General features: G+C 69.4%; 11 protein-coding genes and 1 pseudogene. 7 read left to right on the forward strand and 5 right to left on the reverse strand.

The features are described 5' to 3' along the window. On the reverse strand, window positions 1–173 hold a 173-nt coding region (locus COGEMETH_RS09200), incomplete at its 3' end, for a transposase (protein WP_238181223.1). Between the two features lie 210 nt (window positions 174–383). Between COGEMETH_RS09200 and COGEMETH_RS09205 the strand changes: the two genes are divergently transcribed. Further along, window positions 384–764, forward strand: coding sequence for a nuclear transport factor 2 family protein (locus COGEMETH_RS09205; protein ID WP_238182295.1), 381 nt, complete (start codon window positions 384–386; stop codon window positions 762–764). A gap of 147 nt (window positions 765–911) precedes the next feature. Here the strand turns inward: COGEMETH_RS09205 and COGEMETH_RS09210 are convergent, their stop codons facing one another. After that, window positions 912–2,333, reverse strand: a complete 1,422-nt coding sequence (locus tag COGEMETH_RS09210; protein WP_238182303.1) for an MDR family MFS transporter — start codon at window positions 2,331–2,333, stop codon at window positions 912–914. Window positions 2,334–2,573: 240 nt separating this feature from the next. On the opposite strand from COGEMETH_RS09210, the gene COGEMETH_RS09215 reads away from it, so the two are divergent. The 4 genes from COGEMETH_RS09215 to panE all read left to right on the forward strand — a co-directional run bounded on the left by COGEMETH_RS09215 (window position 2,574) and on the right by panE (window position 6,787). Then, window positions 2,574–3,458, forward strand: coding sequence for a DUF3313 domain-containing protein (locus tag COGEMETH_RS09215; protein WP_238182296.1), 885 nt, complete (start codon window positions 2,574–2,576; stop codon window positions 3,456–3,458). Window positions 3,459–3,618: 160 nt separating this feature from the next. Beyond that, the gene (guaB, locus tag COGEMETH_RS09220) at window positions 3,619–5,112 is read left to right on the forward strand and encodes an IMP dehydrogenase (protein ID WP_238182297.1); all 1,494 of its coding nucleotides are present in this window, start codon (window positions 3,619–3,621) and stop codon (window positions 5,110–5,112) included. A gap of 491 nt (window positions 5,113–5,603) precedes the next feature. After that, window positions 5,604–5,768 (forward strand): PIN domain-containing protein, encoded by a 165-nt coding sequence (locus tag COGEMETH_RS09225; protein WP_238182298.1) that lies wholly within the window; start codon window positions 5,604–5,606, stop codon window positions 5,766–5,768. 74 nt (window positions 5,769–5,842) lie between these two features. Next, window positions 5,843–6,787: a 2-dehydropantoate 2-reductase gene (gene panE, locus COGEMETH_RS09230; RefSeq protein ID WP_238182299.1), complete on the forward strand. Its 945-nt coding sequence runs from the start codon at window positions 5,843–5,845 to the stop codon at window positions 6,785–6,787. Window positions 6,788–6,810: 23 nt separating this feature from the next. Here panE and COGEMETH_RS09235 read toward each other — a convergent pair whose 3' ends face one another. Continuing rightward, complete coding sequence (locus COGEMETH_RS09235) at window positions 6,811–6,984, reverse strand: hypothetical protein (protein WP_238182300.1); 174 nt, start codon at window positions 6,982–6,984, stop codon at window positions 6,811–6,813. A 145-nt stretch (window positions 6,985–7,129) separates the two neighbouring features. On the opposite strand from COGEMETH_RS09235, the gene COGEMETH_RS09240 reads away from it, so the two are divergent. Then, window positions 7,130–8,431: an RsmB/NOP family class I SAM-dependent RNA methyltransferase gene (locus tag COGEMETH_RS09240; RefSeq protein WP_238182304.1), complete on the forward strand. Its 1,302-nt coding sequence runs from the start codon at window positions 7,130–7,132 to the stop codon at window positions 8,429–8,431. A gap of 27 nt (window positions 8,432–8,458) precedes the next feature. Here the strand turns inward: COGEMETH_RS09240 and scpA are convergent, their stop codons facing one another. Together scpA and COGEMETH_RS09250 are read right to left on the reverse strand one after the other, a co-directional pair. Next, window positions 8,459–10,624, reverse strand: a complete 2,166-nt coding sequence (scpA, locus tag COGEMETH_RS09245) for a methylmalonyl-CoA mutase (RefSeq protein ID WP_238182301.1) — start codon at window positions 10,622–10,624, stop codon at window positions 8,459–8,461. A 75-nt stretch (window positions 10,625–10,699) separates the two neighbouring features. Further along, window positions 10,700–12,409: a hypothetical protein gene (locus COGEMETH_RS09250; RefSeq protein WP_238182302.1), complete on the reverse strand. Its 1,710-nt coding sequence runs from the start codon at window positions 12,407–12,409 to the stop codon at window positions 10,700–10,702. Window positions 12,410–12,684: 275 nt separating this feature from the next. Between COGEMETH_RS09250 and COGEMETH_RS09255 the strand changes: the two are divergent. Further along, a pseudogene (locus tag COGEMETH_RS09255) lies at window positions 12,685–12,975 on the forward strand (glycosyltransferase); the annotation flags it as partial.

Below are 12,975 nucleotides of genomic sequence, written 5' to 3' on the forward strand. Positions count from 1 at the left end.
ATGAACCGCCACGCCGCCCCCGTCCGGACGATGTAGCGCAGGCCGTTGAAAACCTCGCGAAGCTCGTGGTCCCGTTGCTCGGAATCCTCTCGCATCAGCCTCAGGTAAGGCGACACGACAGCCCATTCCTCATCGCTCACGTCCGACGGGTAGGCAAGGCGATCAAGGCTCATCACCACCAACAGACACGTCGCCTAAAAGTTCATAACACGCTCTAGTGGTTGGAACCTGACGCTTGATACCCACTGAGGCCGCCCCCAGCCCCTTTTCAATAATTGAGCGCTCACGCTGAACCAGCCTTCAGCTCTTCCGGAAGCCTGTTCCGGAGGCAAGCGCATGTTATGACGGCCCAAGATCGTCGGCCATGCTCAAGGAGGCTCGATATGAACGATCAAGAGGTTCGAGAGGCTCTGGATCGCCATTGGGCCGCCTCCGACGCGGACGATTTCGATCAGGAGCACGAAATCTACCGAGAGGAAGCGGTCCTTGAGTATCCGCAATCAGGCGAGCGCATCCGCGGGCGGCAAAACATCCAGTCGTCTCGAGCCGCTCAACCGAACCGGAAACGCTTTACAGTGCGGCGGATCATCGGTGCAGGCGGGATCTGGGTCACGGAATATGTTCTGACGTATGACGGGCGGCCGTCCTATACTGTGAGCATCATGGAGTTTCTGGAGGGGAAGGTTATCCGGGAAACCCAGTATTTTAGCGATGCGTTCGAGCCGGGGCCTTCCCGGGCGCAATGGGTGGAGCGGATGGCCTGAAACCGGGCCAATACGAAGGAGGGGCAGCGAGCAAGGCTCAACACGCTCGTCCTCCCCTGTTCCTTCTGCGGTGCGGCTCGAACCGAACGGCCGCCATCTATCGGTAGCGGGGCTTGCAATTGGGTCCCAAGCGTCGGGTTCTGACCACTATTTCCGCCCCGGCCCCGCCGTAGGGACGGCCGGCACGAACCCCTTGCCCGAGACCTCCGCGCCGGCATCCGGCGCCAGCCGCCGGAAGGCGAGGACGGAGGTCGCCGAGACCAGGGCGACGGCCAGGAAGGCCGGCCCGAAATCCTGCGCCGCGATGTCCGTGCGCCCATGCCAGGCGGCCGCGCCCTCCAGCGCCAGGGCGCTCAGGCTGACGCCGAGGCTGAGCGACAGTTGCTGGGCCACGCTGGCGAGGCTGGTGCCCGCGCTCATCTCGCGGCTGTCGAGGTCCGCATAGGCGATAGCGTTGACGCAGGTGAACTGCACCGAGCGCAGGCAGCCGCCGAGGAACAGCACGCCGACGATCAGCCAGTGGGAGGTCTGCGCGGTGTAGAGCCCGTTGACCGCCAGGAAGGCCGAGGCGAGCACCGCGTTGGCCACCATCACCGGCCGGAATCCGAAGGTGCGCAGGATCCTTGGGCCGACCGTCTTGACGAACATCGCGCCGGCGGCAGCCGCGAAGGTGATGAGGCCCGAGTGCAGCGGATCGAGCCCGAAGCCGACCTGGAGCATCAGCGGCAGCAGGAACGGGATCGCCCCGGTGCCGATGCGGAACAGGCTTCCCCCCGTCACCGCGGCGCGGAAGGTCGGGTGGCGCATCAGGTCGAGACGCAGCACCGGGTGGGCAAGCTTGCGGGAGTGCCGAAAGTACAGGGCGAGCAGCGCCGCACCGCCCCCGAGGCAGGCCCAGGACAACCAGTCCGGCAGCAGGTGGCGCCCTGTGGAGGCAAGTCCGAGCATCAGGGCGGCCAGACCCGCGCCAAGCAGCAGGAAGCCGGAAAGGTCCAGCGGCGGTCGCTCCGCCTCGCGCAAATCCTCGAAATACAGGCTCGCCAGCACGAAGCCGGCGATGCCGATCGGGATGTTGATGAAGAAGATCCAGCGCCAGTCGAGCCAGGTGGTGATCAGGCCGCCGAGGGGCGGCCCCAGGATCGGGCCGATCAGCGCCGGGATGGTGAGGTAGGCCAGCGCCGAGACCAGTTCCGATTTCGGCACGCTGCGCAGGATGACGAGGCGGCCGACCGGCACCATCATCGCGCCCCCGAGGCCCTGGAGGAACCGGGCGGCGACGAAGCCGAGGAGCCCGCCCGACGCGGCGCAGGCCAGCGACCCGGCCATGAACACCAGAAGCGCCGCCCGGAACACCGTGCGCGCCCCGTATCGGTCGGCCATCCAGCCGCTGATCGGGATGAAGATCGCAAGGCTCACGAGATAGGCGGTGAGCGCGAGCTTCAAGGCGATCGGGTCCTCGCCGAGGCTGCGGGCGATGGTCGGCAGCGCCGTGGCGATCACCGTGGAATCGGTGTTCTCCATGAACAGCGCGGTGGCGACGACGAGGGGCACGATCTTGGCGGGGCGCATCGGCGTGGAGAAGTGTTTCGCCATGCTCCCGGTTGCATCCGGGCCGAGTACGATGCGGCGAACGTCGTGGCGGATCGGCCACAGGGATGTTTCCGAACTTTGCCGGAGCGCCCGCGACCCCTTCCGATACGGCGCCGCGATGCCTAAGCTAGGCCGAAGCACCATGCGGGCACGGACGGTCGGGCTCCCCGTGAACGCGGGGCCGGCCGCCGCCTGCGGCGACGGGATTGAAGGCGAGCGATGCGGACGAAGCCGACGACGTCCCGAACGCTACGGCAGCTCGCGAGCGCGGCCGCCCTGTGCCTGACGGTCGGGGCCTGCGGCACGGTGCTGCTCAACAGCACCGGCTCGCTCACCCGCTACGACCGCCTCAAGGCGAGCACGGAAGCGTCTACCACCGCACGCCTCTATGCCGACCGGCCGGCCCTGGCGCGGACGAAGACCGTGCGGATCATCCCGACGCATTTCCCCGAATCCGTAGCCGGGTCGAGCCTGACCGCGCAGGAGCGCCGTCTGGTCGCCAACAACGCCGACCGGTCGCTCTGCTACGAACTGTCGCTGCGCTACGACGTGGTCTCCACGCGCAACGCCGACCTGACGGTGCGCGCCCAGGTCACCCGCGTCGAGGCCACCGACCTGCTGGGTGCGGGCGCGACCATCGGCACGTCTGCCGCCGTCACCATCGCCGGCCAGGTCGGCATCGGCTTCGCGGAAGGGCTCGGCCGGATCCCGATCCCGCGGGTGCCGATCGGGCTGGGCAGCCTCACGGTAGAGGCCGAAGCCCTCGACAGGCGCCACGAGCAGCGGGCGGCGATGGTCTGGGGCGGAGCGGCCAACTCCTTCACCAGCCAGCCGCGCTATTCCCGCGCCAGCGACCCCTACGATCTCGCCGGCGATTTCGGCCAGGATTTCGGCTTCCTGCTGGCCACCGGAGAGGACCCGTTCCGGGCTCCCCTCACGCTCCCGAACTGGAACCGCATCCGCGTCACGACGCTCGGCGAGGCACCCCTCGACCCGGATTGCGAGGCCTTCGGCCGGCCGCCGGGCGTGGACGGCATGCTCGCCGACTATATCGGCCTGCCGCCCGAATACACCGACAAGGGGCCGAGGGCGCCGGTGAACTGAGTCGACGCATGCGGCGGGCGCAAGGGGTGCCTGCGAGGAATCCTGTTGCGGTGCGAACCTGCCACCCTGGCGGGGTGCGCCACCCCGTGATATCGACCCGTGCCAACCCGCTCAGCGCCGCGGCCCGTCCGGGCCCGGCTCAGCTCCAGAAAGTTGGCGCATGGTCCGCAGTTCCTCCACCCCGATCATCGAGGGCCTGACCTTCGACGACGTGCTCCTGCGACCGGCCGCATCCTCGGTGATGCCCACCGAGGTGGACGTGGCCACGAAGCTCACCCGGTCCATCGCCCTCAACCTGCCGATCATGGCGTCGGCCATGGACACGGTGACCGAGGCGCCCATGGCCATCGCCATGGCCCAGAACGGCGGCCTCGGCGTCATCCACCGCAACCTCGAGCCGGCCGAGCAGGCCGAGCAGGTTCGCCTCGTCAAGAAGTACGAGTCGGGGATGGTGCTGAATCCGATCACCATCCACCCGGACGAGACGCTTTCCGCCGCCTTCGACCTGATGAAGAAGAACCGCATCTCCGGAATCCCGGTGGTGGAGCGGGGCCCGAACGGCTCGCGGGGCAAGCTCGTGGGCATCCTCACCAACCGCGACGTGCGCTTCGCCACCAATCCCGGCCAGCCCGTCTCCGAGCTGATGACCCGCGACCGGCTCATCACCGTGCGCGAAGGCGTGACGCAGGACGAGGCCAAGCACCTGCTCCACCAGTTCCGGATCGAGAAGCTACTGGTGGTGGACGACCACTACCGCTGCATCGGCCTGATCACGGTCAAGGACATCGAGAAGCAGGTCACCTACCCGAAGGCGGTCAAGGACGCGCAGGGCCGGCTCCGGGTCGCGGCCGCCACCACCACTGGCGACCCCGGCTTCGAGCGGGCCGAGCGCCTGATCGATGCCGGCTGCGACCTGATCGTGGTCGATACGGCGCACGGCCACTCGATCAAGGTGCTCGACAGCGTGCGCCGGGTGAAGCAGCTCTCCAATGCCGTCCAGGTCATCGCCGGCAACGTCGCCACCCGCGAGGGCGCGCAAGCGCTGATCGACGCCGGGGCAGACGCGATCAAGGTCGGCATCGGGCCGGGCTCGATCTGCACCACCCGGATCGTGGCCGGCGTCGGCGTGCCGCAGCTCACGGCCCTGATGGAGGCCGTCGAGGCGGCCTCGGACGCCGGCATCCCCGTGATCGCGGACGGCGGGATCAAGTATTCGGGCGACCTCGCCAAGGCCATCGCGGCCGGCGCCTCCGTCGCCATGCTCGGCTCGCTGCTGGCCGGCACGGACGAGGCGCCGGGCGAGGTCTTTTTGTACCAGGGACGCTCGTACAAGAGCTACAGGGGCATGGGCTCGGTCGGCGCGATGGCCCGCGGCTCGGCCGACCGCTACTTCCAGGCCGAGGTCAACGACACTCACAAGCTCGTGCCCGAGGGCATCGAGGGGCAGGTGCCGTACAAGGGGCCGGTGGCGGCGGTGCTGCACCAGCTCGCGGGCGGTCTGCGCGCCGCGATGGGCTATGTCGGCGCGGCCACCGTGCCGGAGTTCCAGCAGCGGGCGCAGTTCATCCGCATCACCAATGCGGGCCTGCGCGAGAGCCACGTCCACGACGTGACCATCACGCGCGAGAGCCCGAACTATCCGAGCCGGACGTAAGTGGGGGCGGATCGCCATGACACTTCAGAATTGGTCGCCCCTCGGCCGCCACCGCCCGGTCCACGACCACTTGCTCGAGGATGGCGGGGCTGCTCTGAAAGCCGAACGGCGTAGATTCGAGGACGGTCTCAAGGACACCGACACCTTGTCCGCAATGGAGGCCGCCAACGCTGTCCGTGCGATCAGAGTCAGGGCCGTGCGAAAGCAATTACCGGATAGCACCGCGACGATCAGGGCGGATCGCGACGGTCGCCGATCGTCATCGACGCCTGCATTGCGGTGAAATGGTTCTTACCGGAGCCCCTGAGCGAAGCTGCGGATGAGGTCGTGCGCGAAGACGCGGTGCGCAACGCACCTGAGCATCTCCTGGCGGAAGTCGGGTAGGTGATTCTAAAAGCTTACCAGGCAAAAATATCTCGCTGAACCATGCGCATGATGCCCTGGCTAGCCCCGGCAACCTCTTGCGGTTCCGGCCGACTTAGGATGTCGCGGTGTCCGCCATCGATATCGCTGCCGGGATCGGCTGTACCATCTACGATGCGCGCTACGTCGCTGCAGCGGAGCGCTGGGATGCGACGCTCATAACGGCCGATGAAAAACTGGTGCGACAGTTGAGATCAAGTCGCCATGCGGGCCGTATCCGTTTGCTCGGCTGATCGAGCCTGATGCGGGCCGTTGCGTCGTCTTCCCGACTCACGCAAGGAAGCCATACTGCGGAGGGAGACAGTCGATGCGGGTTCTCGTGGTCGGAGCCGGGGCGACCGGCGGCTATTACGGAGCGCGGCTGGCCGAGGCCGGGCGCGACATCACGTTCCTCGTCCGCCCGGGGCGTGCAGAGAAGCTCGCCGCCAACGGCCTCGTCCTGAAGAGCCCGCTCGGCGACCTCCACCTCGACGCCCCGAAGACCGTCACCGCCGACCGGCTCGCGGGATCGGGCGCCTTCGACCTCGTGCTCCTGTCCTGCAAGGCCTACGACCTCGCGGGCGCCCTGGACGACTTCGCCCCGGCGGTGGGGGAGGGGACGGCGATCCTGCCGGTGCTGAACGGCATGGCCCATCTCGACGCCCTGGACGCCCGCTTCGGGCCGGGCCGTGTGCTCGGCGGCGCCTGCGCCATCGCGGCCACCCTCTCGCCGGAGGGCCAGATCCGCCACATGAGCGAATTCTGCACCATCACGTACGGCGAGCGGGACGGCAGCCGCTCGGAGCGGATCGCGCAGGTGGACGCCCTGATGCAGGGCGCGAAGTTCCAGGGTCGGGCGAGCGACAGGATCGTCCTGGAGATGTGGGAGAAGTGGGTTTTCCTCGCCACGCTCGCGGGCGCCACCACGCTGATGCGCGCCGCCATCGGCGACGTCGTCGGCGCGCCGGGCGGGGCCGACTTCATCGCCGGCCTGCACGAGGAATGCATCACGGTGGCCGCAGGCTACGGCTTCGCCCCGCGGGAGAAGGTGGCTGCCCAGGCCCGCACCATGCTGACGGCCGAGGGGTCGCCGCTCACCGCCTCGATGCTGCGCGATATCGAGGGCAAGGGCCGCGTCGAGGCCGACCACGTCATCGGCGACCTGATCGCGCGCGGGCGGGCGGCGGACCTTTCGGCCGCGCGCCCGCACCTCGAACGGGTCTATACCGGCCTCAAGGCCTACGAGCGGCGCCACGCCCGCGAGAGTGCCTGAGGTCGAGCTTCGACCTCAGAAAATCAGTAGCGCTGGCCGGGCGGCGGCGGGGGCGGGGCGCCGTATTCGAGCTGGGTCTTGGCATCCAACGGCCGGCGCGGGGGCGGCGTCAGGTCGGGGGCGGCGGGCGCCGTCGAACAGGCGGCGAGGGCCAGCGTCACGAGGCCGGCAAGGGTCAGGCGGGTGGTGGTGGACATTCGACTCGGCCTTCGAGATTGACGTGCGGTGCCGGATACCGGTCTGCGCTCCGATCAAGCCGTAAGCTCGGCCGTATCGTGGCTGCGCGGCGGGGTAAGCGTGACCGTTTCGCGGCAGTATGAACGAACCGTAAAGGAGACCGTCCTGACCCCAGCCGCCCGCTGCTCCGCCGCCATCGAGGTGCTCGCCGACATCGCCGAGCGCCGCCGCCCTGCCGCCGACGCCCTCAAGGATTGGGGCCTCGCGCACCGCTTCGCCGGCTCCGGCGACCGGGGGGCAATCGCGAGTCTCGTCTACGATGCCCTGCGGCGGCGCGCCTCCTCCGCCTGGATCATGGGCGCGGAGACCCCCCGCGCGGTCCTGCTCGGGTCGCTGCGCCTGCAGCAGGGCCTGGCCGCCCCCTCGATCGCGGCGCTGTTCACGGGGGAGCGCTTCGCACCGGAGCCCCTGAACGAGGCGGAGCGCGAGCGGATCGCGAACGGGACCCTGGCAGACGCGCCGTCCGAGATCGCCGGCGACGTGCCCGAGTGGGTGCTGCCGAGCCTCGCCCGGACCCTCGGCGACGCGCTGTTGCCCGAACTGAAGGCCCTGGCCCGGCGGGCGCCGCTCGACATCCGCATCAACGCCCTCAAGCGCACGCGCGAGGAGGCCCTGCCGACCCTCGCCTACCTGAAGGCCGAGCAGACCCCGCACGCGCCTGCGGGCCTGCGCATCCCCATCGGCGCGGACGGGCGCGGGCCGGCGCTCCACGTGGAGCCGGAATTTTTGGAGGGGTGGTACGAGATCCAGGACGAGGGCTCGCAATTGGCGAGCCTGCTCGCGGGAGCCATGGAGGGCGAGACCGTGGTCGACCTCTGCGCCGGCGGCGGCGGCAAGACCCTGGCGCTGGCGGCCCTCACCGGGAACCGCGCCCGCCTGATCGCCACGGACGGCGACCCGCGCCGCCTTGCGCCGATCCACGAGCGGCTTCGGCGCTCAGGGGCACAGGCCGAAATCCGCACCCCGCGGGGCGGCCGGGCGCGGGCGGATGTGCTGACCGACCTCGACGGGCAGGTGGACCGCGTCCTCGTCGACGCGCCCTGCACCGGCTCGGGCACCTGGCGACGCAACCCGGACGCCAAGTGGCGCCTACGCCCCGGCAGCCTCGCGGCGCGGATCGCCGAGCAGGAGGCCGTCCTCGACCGGGCCGGGCTGCTGGTCCGACCGGGCGGCCGGATCGTCTACGTCACCTGCTCCCTCCTGCCGGAGGAGAACGACGGCGCCGTCTCGGGCTTCGTGGAACGCAACGGCGGCGGCTTTTCGGTCGTGCCGGCGCAGGCCGTCCTGGCGGAGCATGCACCCGGACTGGCCGAGGCCGTGCGCCTGACCCGGCACGGTCTCCAGATGAGCCCGGCGCTGACGGGCACGGACGGCTTCTACGTCGCGACCCTGGAACGGCGCCGCTGAGCCACGGATCGAAGCCGACGAGCAGCGCTACTCCGCGGCCTGCCGCGTGCCGTAGCCCAGGCGGCCGTTCAACTCCTCGATCAGCTTGACCGCCGCCTCCGCGATCACCGTGCCCGGCGGGAAGATCGCCGAGGCGCCGGCGGCGTAGAGGGCGTCGTAGTCGCCCGGCGGGATCACGCCGCCGATCACGATCATCACGTCCTCGCGGCCCTGCTCGGTCAGCGCCGCCTTCAGTTCCGGAACCAGGGTGAGGTGGCCGGCCGCCAGCGACGAGACGCCGACGATGTGCACGTCGTTCTCCACCGCCTGTCGTGCGGCTTCGGCGGGGGTGGCGAAGAGGGGCCCGATATCCACGTCGAAGCCGAGGTCGGCGAAGGCCGAGGCGATGACCTTCTGGCCGCGGTCGTGCCCGTCCTGGCCCATCTTGGCGACCAGAATGCGCGGGCGCCGCCCGTCCTCCTCCTCGAACGCCTCGACCAGACCGCGCACCTGCTCGACCACCGGCGACATGCCACCCACCTCCCGCTTGTAGACGCCGGAGATCGAGCGGATCTCGGCCCGATGCCGGCCCCAGGCCTTCTCCAGGGCGTCGGAAATCTCGCCGACCGTGGCCTTGGCGCGCGCCGCCTCGACCGCGAGTTCGAGCAGGTTGCCCTCGCCGTCCGCGGCCTTTGTGAGGGCGGCCAGCCGCGCGTCCACGTCGGCCTGGTTGCGCTCGGAGCGCAGACGCTTGAGCTTGTCGATCTGGAGGGTGCGGACGTTGCCGTTGTCCACGCGCAGCAGTTCGATCTTCATCTCGTCGTCGGGCTTGAACTTGTTGATGCCGACGATCGTCTGGCGGCCGGAATCGATCCGGGCCTGGGCGCGGGCCGCCGCCTCCTCGATCCGCAGCTTGGGGATGCCGGCCTCGATCGCCTTGGCCATGCCGCCGAGCTCGTCCACCTCGCGGATGTGCTCCCAGGCGCGGGCCACGATGTCGGCGGTGAGTTTCTCCACGTAGTAAGAGCCGCCCCACGGATCGACGATGCGCGTGGTGCCGCTCTCCTGCTGAAGAAAGAGCTGGGTGTTGCGGGCGATGCGGGCCGAGAAGTCGGTGGGCAGCGCCAGCGCCTCGTCCAGAGCGTTGGTGTGAAGAGACTGGGTGCCCCCTTGCGTCGCCGCCATCGCCTCGATGCAGGTGCGGGTGACGTTGTTGAACACGTCCTGGGCGGTCAGCGACCAGCCACTGGTCTGGGAATGGGTGCGCAAAGGCAGCGACTTCTCGGATTTGGGATCGAACCCCTTCACGAGCTTGGCCCAGATCAGGCGCGCGGCCCGCATCTTGGCGACTTCCATGAAGAAGTTCGTCGAGATCGCCCAGAAGAACGACAGCCGCGGCGCGAACTGGTCGATGGTCAGGCCCGCCGCCAGCCCGGCCTTGATGTATTCCACCCCGTCCGCCAGCGTGTAGGCGAGTTCGAGGTCGTTCGTCGCCCCGGCTTCCTGCATGTGATAGCCGGAGATCGAGATGGAGTTGAACTTCGGCATCTTCCGGGAGGTATACGAGAAGATGTCCGAGATGATCCGCATCGAACCCTTGGGCGGGTAGATGTAGGTGTTGCGGACCATGAACTCCTTGAGGATGTCGTTCTGGATCGTGCCCGCGAGCTTCTCCGGCGGCACGCCCTGTTCCTCGGCGGCGACGATGTAGAGGGCGAGGATCGGCAGCACCGCGCCGTTCATCGTCATCGACACGGTCATCTCGTCCAGCGGGATGCCCGAGAAAAGGGTGCGCATGTCGTAGATCGAATCGATCGCCACACCCGCCATGCCCACGTCGCCCGACACCCGCGGATGGTCGGAATCGTAGCCGCGGTGGGTGGCGAGGTCGAAGGCGACCGAGAGGCCCTTCTGGCCGGCCGCCAGATTACGCCGGTAGAAGGCGTTCGAATCCTCGGCCGTGGAGAAGCCGGCATATTGCCGGATGGTCCAGGGCTGGGTCACGTACATCGTCGGGTAGGGGCCGCGCAGGTACGGCGCGATGCCCGGATAGGTATCGAGGAACTCCAAGCCCTCGCGGTCCTGCGGCCCGTAATGACCCTTCACCGGGATGCCCTCGGGCGTCATCCACGGCTCGCCCACCGGCGGCGGCGGAGCGACGATGGCCTCGCTCGCGAACGAAATCTCGGTGAAGTTCGGGATGCGGGAGGTCATGGTGCGAGACTCGGACGGGACGCACCTCTGCGGGTGCCGATATGCACCGCATTATAGGCGAGCCCCCGTGCGGTGCTACTCCCCCGGAGGGGAATGCTCCAGGTGCTCCGCGGGCCTTCGCCCCAGGGCCTGGAAGGGCTGGAGCAGTCTCCGCAACACCGTGCGGGGGCGCCAGGATTCCAGCCGCGCCGCCTCGTCCCGCTGCATCCGGTCGAGGGTGTCCGCCAGATCCTGGCGCTTCCGGTCCATATCGGCCGCGTAGGCGACGACCCGGTCGGTCCGGCGGCGCTCGTTGGCCAGCGCCTCGGCATGGCGCGCCTGGGCGGCGAACAGGGCCGCGCTCTGCGCCTCGAAATGCTGGGCCGCACGCTCCCGCTCGGCCAGCCTGTCGGCCAGGAGCGTGCGCATCCGGACGTGCGCCGCAGCCAAGTCGTTGAGGGTGCGGCCCTGTTCGAGGCCGCTCACCGCCCACTGAAACCGGTCCTCCGCGGCGAGGTGGCGGGTGATCGCGTCGTCGTCGAGGAGGACGCCGAGGGCTTGCGAGACCGCGCGGACCAGAAACAGCAGAGTCGTCTCGACGCCGGGGCCGGGCCGGCCGCACACCTCCACGTCGGTGAACGCGTTCAGAAGGGCCCGGAGCAGCAGGTGTCCGAATTCCAGGGGCGCCCCGAGATCCCACTCGCAATCGATGAAGACCGGCTGCCCGTCATGCAGCAGGAGGTTGCGCGGGATCGCGTCGATCGCCGTGCCGGGCAGGCGGGTGGTCGCATCAAGGGTGGAGCCGTCCGCGTACCTGGCCTGCACGGCCGTGCACCAGACCTGCGCCCAGTCCGCGATGTCGCCAGCCGTCCAGCCGTCGCAGGCCAGGAGCGCCTCAAGCTCCGTCTGCCAGAGGCGGCCCGGAACGAAGGGCTCGTCGGGAAAGCCGTTGCCGACCGTACCCACGAGCGGGGTGAGACCGGGATGGAGCGGCTCGCGCGTGATCGCGATGCCGGCGGCCTCGGTGGCGAAGGTCACGACCTTCTCGAATTCCTGCCGCCGGCGCAGGCCGAAATGCAGGGCCAAGCGGGCATCCTCGGGAAGCGCATCGTCCGAGGCGAGGACGAGGAAGCCGGGGGCCAAGTCACCCATCAGCCCGGCCCGCGCGATGCCGGCCCAGGCATGCTGGAGGGAAAAGGCGCCGTGATCGGGCAGGTCCGGATCGGAGGACGGGCCGGATGCGGCCAGAACGCTCGGATCGAACCCCGGTGTCGCGAGGGCGCGCTCGGCGATCAGGCTGAGGGGCCGGTCCGGGTCCGGGAACGGGAACCACCAGTCCTGGTGCGTCAGGCCGAGGCGCGCGAGGCGGTCGCGCAACTCCAGGCGCGACGGCAGGCGGAAGCCGTCCGGCCGCAGGCGTCCCTCCAGGCTGAACAGGTCCGAAGCGGCCGCGACCTCGCCGCCGCCGGCCAGGTGGCGCAGGCTGAGGGCATTCTCGATGGCGACGAGGAGCCTGCCGCCGGGTCGCAGCAGGGCGCGGGCCCTCGCGAGGCTCGCGTCCAGGCGGTCGGAGGCCGGACCTGGCGCACCGAACCAGGGTGTCCGCGTGGGGTCGAGGAGCAGCACCACGTCGAAACGCGCGTCGTCGGCGAGCGCTGAACCGCCGTCGAGACGCGTGACCGAGGCCGCGTCGTCTCCGAGGCCGGCCGTCAGGTCCGCCGGGCAGGCCCCGACCACGAGGATCGATCCGCGCAACAGGGCGCGAAAGGGATGGAGGCTGTTGGTCGGCGCAACGTCGTGGCGCATCGCGTGGCTCGGTCCGGTCCTTCTCCGCGCTCGGGCTCTGCCCGCCCTGTCTTCGCCGTGGCGGAGACGTTCGCGAACGCGCCGGATTCGAGCCTTAGCCTGCCGCGTCACGCCTGTCCGCCGAGAGATGGCAATCGTGGCGCCGAAATCGATGTTGCCAACGACGATCACGGACGATCGGGACAAATAGGCAATCGATAATTCCGAAATGTCCCGGCCTCATCGGTGGCAATACGCTCGCAGACCTGTGAGTACGCGGTCCGCACTTGCCCGGGGTGCCGCTCCGCCCTTATCCCTTCGCCATGATCATGGACGAATCCGGGACGGCAGCGGCGTCACCCGAGATTGAGCAGCGCATCGCGGCCCTGGAGGCCGAGCGGGGGCCGCTGCCGGCGGATTTCGACGCGGTCGGCTACGTGCGCCTGCACGCCGACCTGCGGGCGCTATTCACCCACCCTCGCGAGGGCACCCTGCATTACCTGGAGTTCGGCCGCCACGAGGGCCGGGTCTACCCGTCAAATCTGACGCGGGCGCAGGAGAAGGCGATCCAGGCCCGGCGCATCGCC

Origin of the sequence: Methylobacterium trifolii, from assembly GCF_022179685.1 — a bacterium.
Taxonomy (GTDB): domain Bacteria; phylum Pseudomonadota; class Alphaproteobacteria; order Rhizobiales; family Beijerinckiaceae; genus Methylobacterium; species Methylobacterium trifolii.

What these genes read in the sequence shown, in the direction of transcription:
- COGEMETH_RS09205 (WP_238182295.1), top strand. Translation starts at nt 384, where the DNA reads ATGAACGATCAAGAGGTTCGAGAGGCTCTGGATCGCCATTGGGCCGCC.
- COGEMETH_RS09210 (WP_238182303.1), bottom strand. Translation starts at nt 2,333, where the DNA reads ATGCGCCCCGCCAAGATCGTGCCCCTCGTCGTCGCCACCGCGCTGTTC.
- COGEMETH_RS09215 (WP_238182296.1), top strand. Translation starts at nt 2,574, where the DNA reads ATGCGGACGAAGCCGACGACGTCCCGAACGCTACGGCAGCTCGCGAGC.
- guaB (WP_238182297.1), top strand. Translation starts at nt 3,619, where the DNA reads ATGGTCCGCAGTTCCTCCACCCCGATCATCGAGGGCCTGACCTTCGAC.
- panE (WP_238182299.1), top strand. Translation starts at nt 5,843, where the DNA reads ATGCGGGTTCTCGTGGTCGGAGCCGGGGCGACCGGCGGCTATTACGGA.
- COGEMETH_RS09235 (WP_238182300.1), bottom strand. Translation starts at nt 6,984, where the DNA reads ATGTCCACCACCACCCGCCTGACCCTTGCCGGCCTCGTGACGCTGGCC.
- scpA (WP_238182301.1), bottom strand. Translation starts at nt 10,624, where the DNA reads ATGACCTCCCGCATCCCGAACTTCACCGAGATTTCGTTCGCGAGCGAG.
- COGEMETH_RS09250 (WP_238182302.1), bottom strand. Translation starts at nt 12,409, where the DNA reads ATGCGCCACGACGTTGCGCCGACCAACAGCCTCCATCCCTTTCGCGCC.